This window comes from Burkholderia sp. Tr-862, from assembly GCF_011753085.1.
GTDB lineage: Bacteria > Pseudomonadota > Gammaproteobacteria > Burkholderiales > Burkholderiaceae > Burkholderia > Burkholderia ambifaria.
In genome coordinates this window covers 1-12,993 of the sequence record NZ_VWWG01000090.1, presented here as the reverse complement: position 1 = coordinate 12,993, position 12,993 = coordinate 1, and the positions used below count along the sequence as shown (strand labels likewise).

Annotated in this window: 14 protein-coding genes; 6 read left to right on the top strand and 8 right to left on the bottom strand. The window is 67.6% G+C overall.

The genetic code is table 11. The features are described from left to right. Positions 1–2 precede the first annotated feature (2 nt). The 6 genes from F3J14_RS21925 to F3J14_RS21900 all read left to right on the top strand — a co-directional run bounded on the left by F3J14_RS21925 (position 3) and on the right by F3J14_RS21900 (position 3,724). Complete coding sequence (locus F3J14_RS21925; protein ID WP_166724796.1) at positions 3–758, top strand: tetratricopeptide repeat protein; 756 nt, start codon at positions 3–5, stop codon at positions 756–758. Next, entirely contained in the window at positions 755–1,438 is a 684-nt protein-coding gene (locus F3J14_RS21920) for a Fe2+-dependent dioxygenase (protein WP_166724795.1), read from the top strand. Before F3J14_RS21925 ends, F3J14_RS21920 begins: the two co-directional genes overlap by 4 nt. An 80-nt stretch (positions 1,439–1,518) precedes the next feature. Continuing rightward, positions 1,519–1,758: a type II toxin-antitoxin system Phd/YefM family antitoxin gene (locus tag F3J14_RS21915; protein ID WP_166724794.1), complete on the top strand. Its 240-nt coding sequence runs from the start codon at positions 1,519–1,521 to the stop codon at positions 1,756–1,758. 298 nt (positions 1,759–2,056) lie between these two features. Next, on the top strand, positions 2,057–2,719 hold the full coding sequence (locus F3J14_RS21910) for a M15 family metallopeptidase (protein WP_247682265.1): 663 nt from the start codon (positions 2,057–2,059) through the stop codon (positions 2,717–2,719). Between the two features lie 76 nt (positions 2,720–2,795). Then, on the top strand, positions 2,796–3,380 hold the full coding sequence (locus F3J14_RS21905; protein WP_166724811.1) for a nucleotidyltransferase family protein: 585 nt from the start codon (positions 2,796–2,798) through the stop codon (positions 3,378–3,380). Positions 3,381–3,580: 200 nt separating this feature from the next. Next, a complete protein-coding gene (locus F3J14_RS21900) occupies positions 3,581–3,724 on the top strand; it encodes a hypothetical protein (RefSeq protein ID WP_006752960.1) in 144 nt (47 codons plus the stop codon). A gap of 106 nt (positions 3,725–3,830) precedes the next feature. Here the strand turns inward: F3J14_RS21900 and F3J14_RS21895 are convergent, their stop codons facing one another. The 8 genes from F3J14_RS21895 to F3J14_RS21860 form a co-directional block, all read right to left on the bottom strand. Next, the gene (locus tag F3J14_RS21895; protein ID WP_166724792.1) at positions 3,831–4,589 is read right to left on the bottom strand and encodes an SDR family oxidoreductase; all 759 of its coding nucleotides are present in this window, start codon (positions 4,587–4,589) and stop codon (positions 3,831–3,833) included. Then, the gene (locus F3J14_RS21890) at positions 4,586–6,133 is read right to left on the bottom strand and encodes an FGGY-family carbohydrate kinase (RefSeq protein WP_166724791.1); all 1,548 of its coding nucleotides are present in this window, start codon (positions 6,131–6,133) and stop codon (positions 4,586–4,588) included. Before F3J14_RS21890 ends, F3J14_RS21895 begins: the two co-directional genes overlap by 4 nt. 31 nt (positions 6,134–6,164) lie before the next feature. Then, positions 6,165–7,253, bottom strand: coding sequence for an alcohol dehydrogenase catalytic domain-containing protein (locus F3J14_RS21885; protein ID WP_166724790.1), 1,089 nt, complete (start codon positions 7,251–7,253; stop codon positions 6,165–6,167). Positions 7,254–7,299: 46 nt separating this feature from the next. After that, positions 7,300–8,307 carry an ABC transporter permease gene (locus F3J14_RS21880; RefSeq protein ID WP_166724789.1) on the bottom strand — a complete coding sequence of 336 codons (1,008 nt, stop codon included), beginning with the start codon at positions 8,305–8,307 and terminating at the stop codon, positions 7,300–7,302. After that, a complete protein-coding gene (locus F3J14_RS21875; RefSeq protein WP_166724810.1) occupies positions 8,294–9,814 on the bottom strand; it encodes a sugar ABC transporter ATP-binding protein in 1,521 nt (506 codons plus the stop codon). Before F3J14_RS21875 ends, F3J14_RS21880 begins: the two co-directional genes overlap by 14 nt. Before the next feature lie 62 nt (positions 9,815–9,876). After that, positions 9,877–10,842 carry a substrate-binding domain-containing protein gene (locus tag F3J14_RS21870; protein WP_166724788.1) on the bottom strand — a complete coding sequence of 322 codons (966 nt, stop codon included), beginning with the start codon at positions 10,840–10,842 and terminating at the stop codon, positions 9,877–9,879. A 118-nt stretch (positions 10,843–10,960) separates the two neighbouring features. Next, a complete protein-coding gene (locus F3J14_RS21865; protein WP_166724787.1) occupies positions 10,961–11,920 on the bottom strand; it encodes an AraC family transcriptional regulator in 960 nt (319 codons plus the stop codon). Between the two features lie 249 nt (positions 11,921–12,169). After that, the coding region (locus F3J14_RS21860; protein WP_166724786.1) for a ketopantoate reductase family protein at positions 12,170–12,993 on the bottom strand (824 nt) is incomplete at its 5' end.

Below are 12,993 nucleotides of genomic sequence, written 5' to 3'. Positions count from 1 at the left end.
CGATGGAAGCCGTCTCGCTGAAGGCGCTCGCGTCGGTGTCGCCGCGCGCGTTCGCCGACATCCTGGCCGGGCCGCCCGAGCGCGCCGCCGCGTGGGTCGCGGCGGCCGCCGATCACGGGATCGTCGACGCGCAGGCCGTCTACGGACAGTATCTGCTCGACGGACACGGCGTCACGCGCGATCCGGCCGCCGCGTTCGGCTGGTTCGGGCATGCGGCGCGGGCCGGCCATCCGATGGCGATGAACATGCTCGGGCGCTGCTACGAATTCGGCTGGGGCACGGCCGCGTGCGCGCCGGTGGCCGTGTATTGGTACCGGCTTGCCGCGCAGGCGGGCCTCGATTGGGGCATGTACAACTACGCGACGGCGCTCGCGCTCGGCAACGGCATCGACGAGAACCGCGCCGACGCGCTCGACTGGTTTCGCCGCGCGGCCGCGCTCGGCCATGCGAAGTCGATCAACCTGATCGGCGGTTTCTACGAGGACGGCTGGGTCGTGACCGCCGATGTCGACACCGCGTTCGATCACTATCGCCGCGCCGCCGAGGCCGGCGACTTCCGCGGCCAGTTCAACTATGCGCGGCTGCTCGCCGATCGCGGGCGCATCGACGAAGCACTCGTCTGGCTCGCGCGTGTGCCGGCCACCGCCACGCCGGCGTTCGTCGCAAAGATGCGTGCGTATCTTGCGTCGTCGCCGCTCGCTGCATTGCGCGCGGAGGCGCTGCGGCTGCCGTCTCACGGCATGGAATTCGAATCATGATGCTTCATATCCCCGGCGTGCTGACCAAGGTGCAGGTCGCGCAATGCCGCGACCTGCTCGATGCTGCCGACTGGGTCGACGGCAACGCGACGTCCGGCGCGCAGTCGGCGCTCGCGAAGCGCAACCGGCAGTTGCCGGAAGGATCGCCGGTCGCACGGGCGGTCGGCGATGCGATCCAGGATGCGCTGGCGCGGCATGCGCTGTTCTTTTCGGCGGCGCTGCCATTGAAGGTGTTTCCGCCGCTGTTCAATCGCTATGCAGGCGGCGAGACGTTCGGCACGCACGTGGACAACGCGATCCGGCTGCTGCGCGGCACGGATTTTCGTGTGCGCAGCGATCTGTCGGCGACGCTGTTTCTCGAGGAGCCCGATGCGTACGACGGCGGCGAGCTGTGCGTGGAAGATACGTACGGCGTGCATCGCGCGAAGCTGCCGGCCGGCGATCTCGTGCTGTATCCGGCGTCGAGCCTGCATCACGTGACGCCGGTGACGCGTGGCGAGCGCGTTGCTTCGTTCTTCTGGATTCAGAGCATGGTGCGCGACGACGGCGATCGCACGCTGCTGTTTCAGCTCGATACGCAGATTCAGGCGCTGTCTGCGGAAAAAGGCGCGAAGGATCCGATGGTCATTTCATTGACGGGGATTTATCACAACCTGTTGAGGAAGTGGGCGGATGCGTAGAGCCCGCCATGCGCCCGGCGCTTGCGCACGCTCGAACTGCAAGTCCAAAATGACCGTTGTCAAATGACCATGCTCATATCGTGATGCTGCACGCTCCCGTATCGAAATCCGAATTCAACGCTCGCGCACTCGAATACTTCCGGCTCGTCGAAGCGTCGGGTGAAAGCCTGATCGTCACCGACCACGGCAAGCCGACGCTCGAGATCCGGCCGTATCGCTCGCGCGAAGCTCAGCCGTTGGACATATTGCGCGGCTCGGTCATGCGCTACGACAATCCTCTCGATCCGATTGCGGAAGATGATTGGGAAGCGTCGCGGTAATTGCCCGATACGCATGCATTGGTGTGGTGGGTTGCGGGCGACCCTGCGCTCAGTTGATCACGCGCGACGAAAAAATCCGCGCGTACGCGCACGTCAAGACGCTCTGGTAAGCATCGCCCGCCCGTGGGGCAAACCGCGAAACATCGTCCGCCGGACTCTGGCATATTGGCGATTCGTCTGACCAAAACGACCACGGCCGCCCTGCTCGACACCGGTTCGTGGCCCGCGGCCTTCGTCGTGCCATTTGCCCGCTACCGTGATACCGCTCTCCGATCCCGCCGTCCGGTCGATTGCCCTGATGGAGTCGCATGAAGGATTCGTCGATCTCGCTACCTTCGATGAACGCATCGCGGTCGACCTCCGCCGCACCCACATCGAAAACAACACGAGCCCGCATTTCCTGAAGGTACGCCGCGGCGTCGCCGAGCGGCTGGCCGCCGCCGCACATACACTGCCTGCCGGCGTGCGCCTGTACGTGAAGGAGGGCTATCGCCCGCTGGCGCTGCAACGCGCGTATTTCACCGAACATCTCGCGCACCTGCACCGCACGCTGAATCCACTACCGTCCGACGAAGCCCTGTACGAACTCGCGAGCCACTACGTCGCGCCGCCGGAAGTCGCCGCGCATCCGACCGGCGCCGCCGTCGATCTCACGTTGATATCGGCAGACGGTATCGAAGCCGACATGGGCACCATCATGAATGCGACCGACCGGGAGTCGTCCGGCGCGTGCTACACGCACAACACGTTCATCAGCCGCCCGGCCGCGCGAAACCGCCACGTGCTGATCGCGGCGCTGACGCGCGCCGGCTTCACGAATTACCCGTCCGAATGGTGGCACTGGTCGTTCGGCGATCGCTATTGGGCCGTCATGCGGAACGAATCGCACGCAATTTTCGGTCCTGTCGAGGAAAGCACGCTCGACGAAGCGTCGACGGTTTTCCCGATCCGACCGGCGTGACTCGGTAACATCCTCCCTTGCCGATCCCCGCGTGCTCCCGCACAATCGCAGCACCTGCCTTCCTTCCCCCGCGCCGATGTCCTATGCGTCACTCGCCACCGGCGTCCTGCTCGCCGGCGGTCTCGGTCAACGCTTCGACCCAAGCGGTCTGCACAGCAAGCTGCTCGCGCTGCTTCCCGACGGCACGCCGGTTGCGGTCGCCGCCGCTCGTCATCTCGCCGCAGCCACGGCGGACGTGATCGCCGTCGTGCGTCCCGGCGCCGAAAAACTCGCGATTCTGCTGAACGAAGCCGGCTGCCAGGTCGTCTACGCGCCCGACGCGATGCGCGGCATGGGCGCGAGCCTCGCGGTCGGTGTCCGCACGACGCCCGAAGCGACCGGCTGGCTGGTCGCGCTCGGCGATATGCCGTGGATCGCGGCGTCCACCTACGAAATGCTCACGCGCGCGCTCGACGGCGACGACGCGTCGATCGTCGCCCCCGTGCATCGCGGCGTGCGCGGCCATCCGGTCGGTTTCGCCGCGCACCATTACGATGCACTCGCCGCGCTCGACGGCGATACAGGCGCCCGCGCGCTGTTCGCCAGTGCGCCGGTGAACCTGCTCGACGTCGACGATCCCGGCATCCTGCGCGACGTCGATACGCCGGCGGATCTGCGCTGATACCGGCGCGCGCCGGCCGCGCAGCGCATTGCACATACGTGCCACCGCGAGATCCGGCGCGATACCTGCAGACACGCGAATATCGCCGGCAATCCAGATGCCGCCGCGAGAATCCCGCTGCAAACGCTCGCCCGATTGCCTATAACGAAGACGAGGCGCGCCCTCCGCGCCACCGTCGTCACGCATTGCACGAGCGCTCCATGGACCACACGACCCCGATGCCCGAGCCCCCGGCCGATCCGAACCGCGATCCGGAAGACGACCCGCTGTCGCCACCTCCGCCGGGACATCCGCACGACAACCCGCAGCAGCCCGACGGGCCGCCGAGCAAGGATCCCGTTTAGCCGGGCGCGCGGCCCTCACGTTGCATTCACCCTTTTCGAGGCCGATCCGGCACGCACCTCCGGGGCGCGGCCGACGGTCGCGCTCGCCACGTCGCCCGAGCACCTGCTACCGTGCCGTATACCCGCCGTCGATCGCCAGCGACACGCCGCTGATCATCGAGGCCGCGTCGCTCAGCAGGAACAGGATCGGCTCGACGACCTCGTCCGGCTCCGCGAAGCGCCCGAGCGGAATCGCCGCGAGCATCGGCGCGCGCTTTTCCGGTTCGCTCCATGCGAATTGCGCCATCGGCGTGAGCGTGACGGTCGGGTTCACGCTGTTCACACGAATCCCGTGCGCGCCAAGTTCGATGCACAGCACACGCGTAATCGCGTCGAGCGCTGCCTTCGACGCGCAATAGCTCAGATGCGCAGGCAAGCCGACCAGCGCGGCCTGGCTCGATACGTTGACGATGCTGCCCCGGGCACGCACGGCGCCACGCCCGTCGCGCGCGATCATCTTCCGCGCGACGGCCCGTGCGACGAGCGCAGCGCCACGCGCATTGACGGCCATCACGCGATCGAAGTGCTCGGCGCTGATCTCGAGCCCCGGCTCGAGCGACGCGATGCCCGCGCAATTGACGAGCGCATCGAACGCGTCGTGCGCGGCAAGCGCCGCATCGATCGCCTGTTCGTCGCCGCCGACATCGACGCGCAAGGTATCGCAGGCAATTTCGCCGGCCAGCACGTCGAGCGCGGCCGCATCGCGCCCCGCCGCGACGACCCGTGCGCCGGCACGCGCCAGCGCAACCGCGCATGCGCGCCCGATCCCGCTCGACGCGCCGGTGACAAGCACCCTTGAACCGCTGAAATCGAATCGCGTCTTCATGATGACGTGCGCAGTTCGTGCATGATCGGTTTGAGTGCCGGATACAGCGCCGTATAGAGCGCAAAGCGCGCCGCATACGCATTCGCGCGCCCGGCATCGGGCCGTGCGCGTTCGACGAGCGTGACCCAGCCGCCCTGCGCGTCGTCGTGCGACACGAGCCCCGCCCCGACGCCTGCGAGCAGCGCGGCACCCATCGCGGCTTCGACGTCCTGCTCGATCGTCCATACCGGAAAACCCGTCACGTCCGCGATGATCTGCATCCATAGCGCCGAATGCGCGGCCCCGCCGACGACGATCAACCGGTCGTCCAGCGCCACCGTGCCACGCCGGCCGGCCTCGATGTTGTGCCGCAGTGCGAACGCGACGCCTTCGAGCACGGCGCGATACAGGTGCGCACGCGTATGCGCGAGGCTCAGCCCGACGAACGCGCCGCTCGCCTGCGCATCCCACACCGGGCTGCGTTCGCCCATCAGGTACGGCAGGAACAGCACGCCATCCGCGCCGGGCGGCACGCGCTCGGCCGCCTCCTCCAGCAGCACGTGCGGATCGCCGTGCGGCAGCAACCTCGCCGCATCGATCTCCGCGTGACAGAACTGGTCGCGAAACCACGCGACCGACGCGCCGGCCGTGATCGCGCCACCGAACACGTACAGGTCGCGCTGCCCGTCGAACACGTGCGGCATGCTGACGAGCCCGTGCCGCGCATCGACGTGCTGGTTCACGTAGCCCCAGCACATGCTGGTACCGATCATCGCGACATGCTGCCCGCCGCGCGTCGCGCCGGCCGCAAAGGTCGCGACGGCTGCGTCGACACCGCCCGCGACGACCGGCGTGCCGGCCGGCAAGCCGAGCTGCTCCGTCCATTGCGACAGTAGCCCGCCGACGATATCGGTCGACTGGACGAGCCGCTCGGGCATCATCGTCGCGGGGATGCCGAGCATGTCGAGCGCGTCGTCGGACCACTCGCGGCGCGCGACGTCATACACGCCGCCGATGTTGCCGGCCGAACTGTGATCGACCGCGACCTCGCCGGTCAGCAGGTAGATCACGTAGGCATTCGGCGGCAGGAAGTAGCGCACGTTCGCCCACACGTCCGGGCGCTGTTCGCGCAGCCACAGCATCTTGGTGAACCCGTAGTAGCTGTCGACGCCGTTGCCCGTGATCACGCGCAGCCGCTCGACGTTCACGTTGGCGTTCACCCAGTCGACTTCCGCGGTCGCGCGCCGGTCCATCCAGATCAGGCACGGATGAATCGGCCGCATGTCGCTGTCGACCGGAACGCCGGAGCCGCCGTACAGGCTGCTCACGCACACGGCGCGAATCGCATCGGCCGGCACGCCGTGCGCGCGCGCGTCGCTCACGCAGCCCGCGATGCAGTCGAGCACCGCGTCGAACCACACCTGCGGCCACTGCTCGGCCCACAACGGGCGCGGCGTGTCGGGCTGATAGCCGGCCGAGCGCCGCGCGACGATCGTGCCGTGCCGGTCGACGAGCAGCGCCTTGGTGCTCTGCGTGCCGATGTCGACGCCTATGACGTATTCCATGATGTCTCCGGTGAGGCGCACGCGCCGGCCTTCAACGGGCCGGCTTCAGCAGCACCTTGATCGATTCGGGCGATTTCGCGACGCGGATCGCGTCGTCCCAGTCCTCCAGCGCGAAGCCGTGCGTGACGATGCCCTTCGACGTGACGAGCCCGCGCGCGAGCAGGTCGATCGCGACCGGATAACAGTATGGCCCCAGGTGTGCGCCGCGCACGTCGAGCTCCTTGCGATCGCCGATGATCGACCAGTCGACGGTCGTGTCCTCGCCGAACACGCTGAACTCGACGAAGCGGCCGAGCTTGCGGATCAGTTCCAGCCCCTGGTTCACGCCGACCGGCGCACCGGTCGTCTCGATGTACACGTCGCATCCGTAGCCGTCGGTCAGCGTGCGGACGATCTCGCGCGCATCGTCGCGCGTCGGATTGATCGTTACGTCGGCGCCGTATTGCCGCGCGAGGTCGAGCCGCTCGTCGAGCAGGTCGATCACGACGAGCTTCTTCGGCGTCTTCAGGTGTGCGACCTGCGTCATCATCAGCCCGAGCGGGCCTGCGCCGGCGATCACGACCACATCGTCGAGCTGGAGGTCGCCGCGGTTCACGGTATGGATCGCGCACGACAGCGGCTCGATGATCGCGGCATCCTCGAGCGACACGCCGAGCGGAATCTTGTGGACGATCGCGGTCGGTGGAATGCGCATGTACTCGGCCATCCCGCCGTCGGCGACCTCGCGCTGGAAACCGAAGATGTTGTGCACCTCGCACATCCAGTACTGTCCCGACTTGCAGTAGCGGCACTTGCCGCACGGCACGATCTGCTCGGCGATCACGCGGTCGCCCGGCGCGACGCCGAAATGCGCGGCCGCGCCGTCGCCGAGCGCTTCCACGTAGCCGAAGAATTCATGGCCGGGAATCACGGGCGCCTTCACCCACGGACTCGGGCCGCCCCAGAACATCTTCGCGCCGGTATAGCACTTGCAGTCGCTCGCGCAGATCCCGCACGCGGCGATGCGGATCACGAGTTCGTTCGCGCCCGCGCGCGGCTTCGCGACCTGTTCGACGCGGTAATCCTCGGGGCCGTGGCAAACCACCGCGGTCATGCTCGGCTGGGCTTCGGGTGTCGTCATGAGTTGTCTCTTCCGTTGATGATTCGGATTTCTGATGAATAGCCGGTTACCGCGATCGTTCGCGGCTGATGTAGATCGCGAGCAGGATGATTCCGCCCTTGATCACGTTCTGCACATACGGGTTCACGCCGATCATGTTCAGTCCGTTGTTGAGCACGCCGAGCAGCAGCGCGCCGACGAGCGTGCCGAGAATCGCGCCGCGCCCGCCGGAGATCGACGTGCCGCCCATCACGACGGCCGCGATCGCGTCGAGCTCGAAGCCCACGCCCGCGTTCGGCTGTCCGCTCATCAGGCGTCCGGTGAGCACGATCGCGGCGAGCGCGGACGTGAGCCCGGCCAGCGTATAGACGATCAGCTTCACGCGCGCGACGCGCACGCCGGTCAGCCGCGTCGCCTGCTCGTTGCCGCCGATCGCATACACATAGCGGCCGAACGGCATGCGATCGAGCAGCAGCCACGCGATCGCATAGACGATCAGCATGATCAGCACGGGCGCCTGGATACCAAGCACCTTGCCGCTGCCGAAGAACGCGACCCAGTCGGGCAGCCCGTCGATCGGATAGCCGCCCGTATAGATGAGCGCGAGGCCACGCGCGATGCCCATCGTCGCGAGCGTGACGATGATCGGCGGCATCCCCGCGAACGCGACGAACACGCCGTTCAGGAAGCCGAAACCGAAGCCCACCGCGATGCCGATCGCGAGCGCGGCGACGGCGTTGACGCCGGCCACCATCAGTCCGGCCGCGAGCGTCCCGGACAACGCCATCACCGAGCCCACCGACAGGTCGATCCCGCCCGTCAGGATCACGCAGGTCATGCCGACCGCGATGATCGCGTTGATCGAGACCTGGCGCAGCACGTTTTCCAGGTTCGCCGCCGACAGGAAACTCGGGCTCGCGATCATCATCGCGATGCACACGGCGATCAGGCCGACGAGCGGATAGAACAGCGTCGAGCGCCGCAACTGCACCCACATCGCGCGCGGCGGCGGCGCATCGACGGCAGCCGCCGCAAGCGTCGTGGAAGGCGTGGAAGAAGAATCAGGCAGGTTCATGGGTCGCTCCTCGCGTGCCGGCCGTGGCATGGGTCATGACCGTGTCGGGATCGATCTCGTCGCCTTCGAGCGTCGCCTCGATGCGGCCCTGCCGGAACACGGCGACGCGATCGCACATGCCGACGATCTCCGGCAGTTCGGACGAGATCATGATGATGGCGTAGCCGCGCGCGGTGAGTTCGCGCATCAGCCCGTAGATTTCCGCTTTGGCGCCGACGTCGATGCCGCGCGTCGGCTCGTCGAAGATCAGCACGCTCGCGTGATGGTTCAGCCAGCGCGCGATCACGACCTTCTGCTGGTTGCCGCCGGACAGCGTGGCCACCTCGGTATGGATCGACGGCGCCTTCACGCCGACGCGCCGCATCACGTCGTGCGTGGTGCGGGCCTCGCCGCGGCGGTCGATCAGCCAGCGCATCGACCGGTACTTGCCGAGGTTGTTCAACGAGACGTTGTCGCGGATCGAAAACGACGTGACGAGCCCCTCCGTCTTGCGGCTTTCCGGCAGGAGGCCGATGCCCGCACGCAGCGCGTCGGCCGGATCGGCAAGCTTCGCCGGCGTGCCGCGCACGCGCACCGTCTTGCGATGCGCGCGCGTCGCACCGATCACCGCGAGCGCGGTCTCGGTGCGGCCCGAGCCGACGAGGCCGGCGAAACCGAGGATCTCGCCCGCATGCAGCGCGAAGCGGTTCACCGGGCCGTCGCGGTCGATCTGCAGCGCGTCGACTTCGAGCACGGCCGGCGCATCGGCAGGCCGCACCGGCTTCGGCGGAAAGCTGCTCTCGAGCCGGCGGCCGACCATCATCCGAACCAGCTGCTCGACGTCCGTGCGCGCGACGTCGGTCGTCGCGACATACTGGCCATCGCGCAACACCGTGATGCGATCGCATACGGCAAAGATTTCGTCGAGATGATGCGAGATGAAGATCATCGCGACACCCTGCCGCTTCAGCTCGCGCATGATCGCAAACAGGTGTTCGGCCTCGGCCGGCGTGAGCGTGGCGGTCGGCTCGTCGAGAATCAGGATGCGCGCATCGAGCGACAGCGCCTTGCCGATCTCGACGAACTGCTGCTGCGCGACCGACAGCGTGCGCAGCGGCGCATCGAGATCGATCGACACGCCAAGCCGCGCGAAGATGCCGGCCGCCGCGCGGCGCATCCGCGCGCGGTCGCGCACGCCCCAGCGCGTACGCAGCTCACGGCCGAGGAACAGGTTGTCGACGGCATCGAGGTGCGGAATCAGGCTGAATTCCTGGAACACGATGCCGACACCGGCCGCGACCGCGTCGTGATAATTCGAGAAATGCCGCGCGGTACCGTCGATCTCGATCGTGCCCGCGTCCGGTTGATGGATCCCGCAGAGGATCTTCATCAGCGTCGACTTGCCGGCGCCGTTCTCGCCGAGCAGCGCGTGAATCTCGCCGCGCGCGATCTCGAGATGAATGTCCGACAGCGCCTTCACGCCCGGAAAGCTTTTCGTGATGTGGCCGAGCTTCAGTATCGTGTCCATCGGCTTCTCCGTATGAAAGGCGCCGGCCGCGCCGCCGCCCTTCACGTCGCGTCGCACGTCGCTCACCAGCTGAACCCCTTCGCGTTGCCGCGATCGACGACCTTCACGTCGACCGGAATCGCCTTCGGCACCGTCGCGCCCCACTTGCGCGCGATCGCGATACCGAGCGCGATGCGCACCTGGTCGGCCGGAAACTGTGCGGTCGTCTCGATGAACTTCGAGTTCGGCTTCTGGATCGCCGCGATCGCCTCGGGCGCGCCGTCGACGCTCGTCAGCTTGATGTCCTTGCCGGAACCCTCGATCGCGGCCAGCGCGCCCATCGAGCCGCCGTCGTTCACGCTGAAGATGCCCTTCAGGTTCGGATGCGCGGAGATCATGTTTTCGGTCACCGACAGCGCGGTCGCGCGCTCCTGCTTGCCGTTCTGCGTATCGACCAGCTTCACGTTCGGGAATTTCGCGAGCCCGGCCTTGCAGCCGCGCACGCGTTCGAGAATCGGCACAACCGGAATGCCGTCGAGGATCGCCACCTCGCCGCTGCCGCCGATCGCCTTCGCGAGGTATTCGCACGACATCACGCCGGCGTCGTAGTTCTTCGAGCCGACGAACGAATCGACCGGGCCGTTCGCGTTCGCATCGACGGCCACGACCACCGCGCCGGCCTTCTTCGCCTGCGTGATCGCGGACTGGATGCCGGTCGAGTCGGTCGGGTTCACGAGCAGGATGTCGATCTTCTTCTGCAGCATGTCCTCGACGTCGCTCACCTGCTTGCTGACGTCGTGATGCGCGTCGGTGACGACGACCTGCGCGCCGATCGACGCGGCCGCGTCGTTCAGCGCCTTCTGCATCGTCACGAAATACGGGTTGTTCAGCTCCTGGAACGTCATGCCGATGCGCAGCGGCGCGGCCTGCGCGACGGCCGGCAGCACGGCCGCTACGGCAAGCGTGGCAAGGGCCGCGAGGCGGACGCTGCGGCGCGGGGAGGAAGCGGGCGATGCGGTAGGCAATGCGGTGGGCGATGCGTGCGTCATGACGGTGTCTCCGGTTGTGTGCGGCTTTTTCGTGGGTAAGCGAGCCCCTCGCGACGTGAACGGCGCGATCGGCTGGGTGAAACGGCGGGAAAAGGTCGGGCGGGCGAGCGCCCGGCGATCATCCGGGCTGCGGTACGAGCCCGGGCGCGCCGGGCGTGACCACGCGCGGCGGCATCGGGTTGCCGGTGGGCGCCGCGTGCAGCGCGAGTTCACGGCTGCGCGCGTTCAGGCGCTGGAGCGCGCGAAACTCGGACGGCGCCATCCCCTTCACCGCGCGGAACTGGCGGTTGAAGTTGGACACGTTGTTGAAGCCGGCCTGGAAGCAGATGTCGGTGATGTTCGCGTCGTCGGCGAGCAGCATCTGGCACGCGGATTCGATGCGCAGGCGGTTCACGTACTGGACGAACGGCAAACCCGTGTGACGGTGGAACGCGCGCGAGAACGCGCTGACGCTCTGCCCGGTCAGTTGCGCGAGCTCCGATTCGCGCAGCTCCGACGCGAGGTTCTTGCCGATGTATGACAGCGCGTGGCTGAGCCGCGTGGGCGTCACGTGCGCCTGGTCGTAGGCGGGGCTCGCGAGCAGCGTGCGTTCCGCCGCGCCGCACAGCCGCTCGAGGATCGTCATGAACAGCGCGATGCGGCGCATGCCGCGTGCGCCCAGCAACTCGTCGAACAGCGGCGCGATCGCCGCGCTCGTGTCGTCATCGAAGCCGACGCCGCGTCGCGCGTCGTCGAGCAGCGCCTGCGCCTCGCGGCATTCGGGAAACGCGTCCATGCAGCGGCGCACGAACGACGGATCGAATTGGATCACCAGGTTGCGGCGCTCGACGGTTTCGCCTTCCGCCATGTCACTGACCCAGTTGTGCGGCAGGTTCGGGCCGAGCAGCACGAGATGGCCCGGGCCGAACGAGCCGATATGGTCGCCGACGAAATACTTGCCGCGCGTCGCGACGATCAGGTGCAGTTCGAATTCGGGATGGAAATGCCAGCGGATCGTGCGATACGGATAGCCGTGCGACCAGACCTTGAACGACTCGTCGCGTCGCACTTCGACCACTTCCAGATCGGGGTGCATCATCCTGGCGTCTCCATTCCCATGTGTCGCTGGCCGGGCCGTTCAGCGTCGCGACCGGTCGCATGGAAAGCAATGTAGGTCGATCGCGCGCGCGGCTCCACCAACTTTACGCCTGATTTTCGATACTTTTTTGCGGTTTGCGGGCGGAAACGACGCCGGACGGCAAAATTGTGCAGCGCGGAATGCGCGCCGGCCGGCGGCGGCAACGACCGGCCGCCCTGCGTATCCGGCAAGGCGGCTCGACGCCGACGGCTACCGCGACGACGCAGCCGCGCTTTCCCGTGCGACGCGCACTTCGTAGGTCTTCAGGTGGTTGTAGGCGATGCGCAGCAGCGACAACGCATCCGCCGCCTGCGGGTCGCGGCGCGCGAGCAGGTCGCCGATCACGTGATCGGCTTCGACCCGCGCGTGGTTCTCGACGTCGCGCAGCATCGACGCGGTCAGCGGCGATGGCGTCAGCACCATCCGCTGCATCCGCTCGATCGCGGCCGGATCGGGCCGGTAACCGTTGTGCGCGGCAATCGCGCTGCATTCGTCGAGCATCGTCTGGAGCAGACGGCGGCCGTCCGGCGCGGCGAGAATGTCGCCGACCGAGCCGCGAAACAGCGACGTGCTCGCCGCGAGCGTCGCGAGGAACACCCACTTGTCCCACATCCGTGCAGCGATGTCGTCGCTGAGCGTCGCATCGAAGCCCGCGCCGCCGAGCACGTCGGCCACCGCGCGCACACGCGCCGATTCGCCGCCGGCGAGTTCGCCGAACGACAGCCCGTGCGTATCGTTCAGATGCACGATCCGCTGCTCGCGATCGAGCGTCGCCGCGATCACGCACAGGCCGCCCAGCACCTGCGCGGCGCCGAACCGGTCGCGCAGCACGTCGAGATGGCGCATCCCGTTGAGCATCGGCAGGATCAGCGTCGACGGCCCGACGAACGGCGCGAACGACGCGATCGCATCGTCGAGGCTGTAGGCCTTGCAGCTCAGCAGCACCAGGTCGAACGGCGCGGCCGCATCGCCCGCGCGCACCGTCTGCACGTTCGCGAGCGTCAGGTCGCCGCGCGGGCTGCGGATCAGGAGCA